Origin of the sequence: Pelotomaculum sp. FP (assembly GCF_004369245.1) — a bacterium.
GTDB classification, from domain to species: Bacteria; Bacillota; Desulfotomaculia; order Desulfotomaculales; family Pelotomaculaceae; genus Pelotomaculum_C; species Pelotomaculum_C schinkii.
In genome coordinates this window covers 1-2,441 of the sequence record NZ_QFGB01000116.1, presented here as the reverse complement: position 1 = coordinate 2,441, position 2,441 = coordinate 1, and the positions used below count along the sequence as shown (strand labels likewise).

The 2,441-nt window shown below is 46.5% G+C and carries 2 protein-coding genes; both read left to right on the top strand.

Translation table 11 applies throughout. The features are described from left to right. Positions 1-165: 165 nt before the first annotated feature. The gene (locus Psfp_RS20835) at positions 166-1,038 is read left to right on the top strand and encodes a site-specific integrase (RefSeq protein ID WP_134220427.1); all 873 of its coding nucleotides are present in this window, start codon (positions 166-168) and stop codon (positions 1,036-1,038) included. Continuing rightward, the gene (locus Psfp_RS20830) at positions 1,035-2,156 is read left to right on the top strand and encodes an IS91 family transposase (RefSeq protein WP_134220426.1); all 1,122 of its coding nucleotides are present in this window, start codon (positions 1,035-1,037) and stop codon (positions 2,154-2,156) included. Before Psfp_RS20835 ends, Psfp_RS20830 begins: the two co-directional genes overlap by 4 nt. The last annotated feature ends 285 nt before the right edge of the window (positions 2,157-2,441 follow it).

Below are 2,441 nucleotides of genomic sequence, written 5' to 3'. Positions count from 1 at the left end.
ATTGAACGAAACCGCTCCGCGGTGGATAGAAACCCAAGATAGTATCAAAGCGAAATGATCCGATCTGCTCATAGTAGATACAAAAGTCATGGCTAACACAAAACAACCCCTTTAAAATGAGAATGCGGCCTGTCCGCAATATCAAACAAAGGGGTTGTTTATTTAATGATGACTAACCGTCAGGCGCTGCAACGCCTGAAAGCTGACATCCAGCTTAGGGGGCTATCCAGAAACACACTCGATTCCTATACGACTCATGTTGGGATCTTCCTTAATCACTTCAAAAAACCTATCGAGAAGCTCAATGAAATGGACGTTCGAAGTTTCCTGGGACACTTGATTGTCGAAAAGAAATTATCGCCAGGCACGGTCAATGTTTACAGTGCTTCCATTCGCTTCTTCTTCGCAGTTACGCTGAACCGGACGATGAACTATCTACAAATTCCACGCCTTAAGCGGCCTAAGAAGCTACCGGAGATTTTAACGCGGAATGAAGTTGCAGAACTAATTTCCCAGACAACGAATGCCAAACACAAAGCCCTGCTCTTAATGGCGTACGGTTCCGGCTTACGAGTCAGCGAACTTGCCAGTCTCAAAACGACGGATATTGATTCGGCATCCATGCGGGTTTTGGTGCGCGGCGGCAAAGGCCAAAAGGATCGCTATACTCTTCTGCCCGAAAGCGCTTTATTCGCGTTGCGTGACTATTGGCGCAAGTACCGCCCGAAAAGCTCAGATGGATACATTTTTCCCGGAATCAAAAATGTTGGGCATATCACAACAAGCGCAGTAGCACGAGCGATTAAAGAAGCGCTTGCCAAGACAGCTATCCAAAAGAGTGTGTCGCCGCATACCCTTCGGCACTGTTTCGCCACTCACTTATTAGAGGACGGGCTAAGTCTACTCCAAATAAAGGCTTTGCTCGGACACGCCAGCATTTCCTCAACCACGATCTATCTTCATCTGGCAAACACCACGAACGGAATAACCAGTCCGGCGGACAACATGCCTCAGAAGTTTGTGGACTGCCCATTATGATTGAAGTGCAGGACATCTTTCGGGAACATGGCGATGAATACTTGCGCCAGCATCCGCTTAATACCGTTCAAATAAAGGCATATCGCGCTATCTTGAACTGCCGGACTCATGCTTTGGGCGGGCATATAGATACATGTGACCAATGTGGCCATCAACGTATCTCTTATAATTCCTGCCGAAACAGACATTGCCCCAAATGCCAAATGCTTGCCAAAGAACAATGGATCGAAAGCCAGGAACGTTGCCTGCTTAACATTGGCTATTTCCATGTCGTGTTTACGGTGCCGAACGAATTGTATATGGTATTCCGGCAGAACCAGGAAACGATGTACACTTTATTCTTCAAAGCTGTCTCGGAAACCTTGTTAGAGTTAGGCCAAAATCCAAAATATCTCGGCGCCAAACTCGGAGTAACCGCAATTCTCCACACATGGGGGCAGAACCTTCTGTATCATCCCCACATCCATTGTGTTGTACCGGGCGGCGGGTTGACCAGCGCCGGTCATTGGAAAAACTCGCGCAAGAAGTTCTTCATTCCGGTTAAGGTATTGTCCAAGAAATTCCGGGGGAAATTTCTCGCTCTCATGCGTGCGGCTCAATTACGCTTCGATGAATCTACGAACAAACTCAATAGTTCGAGAGAATATGCCCTCTTTCTGCAGGATTTGTATAACAAGGACTGGGTAACCTATTGCAAACCGCCCTTCGGCAATACCGGCAAGGTGATTCAATATTTAAGCCGCTACACACATCGCGTGGCTATTTCCAACAATCGGATTCTGGCGCTTCAAGATGATAAAGTCACATTTAGTTGGCGGGACTATGCCGACCATAACAAGGTCAAGCAGATGACTATTACAGCCGAAGAATTTATCCGCCGCTTTATGCTCCATGTACTGCCTCGAGGATTCCGGAAGATACGACACTACGGACTTTTGGCTTCCGGAGGGAAAACCAAACGGATACAGTTATGCCGGCAACTTACGAATACACCTTTTAGCATATTCTCTAAGCCGCGTTCATTATTCGAAATCCTCATTGACAAGTTCAATGATACATTTCGTAAATGTCCCTGCTGCAGAATAGGAATGATGATACGCGCATCTCCTCTTCCGTAAAAACAAATTCCTTATACAAAAAAGCCCCTTCTATGGGGGAGGGGGAAACTATGCCCATCGACAGGCGAATTTCCCAATAATGACCCTGTTCTTTGACTGAGATTTCGCCCCATAACATCGGAACCCTTTTAGCGCCAGAAATTCTGCAACTTATACAGTTCCTTTTTCCCCATAGCACCTACCGACATCGGCGGTTCCGTTCAATCAAATTATCTGAAGCCCTACGTAGCCTCTGCTTACATGGGGTTTCTTTTTTGGGCTTCAGATAATTTGCTATTCATTATG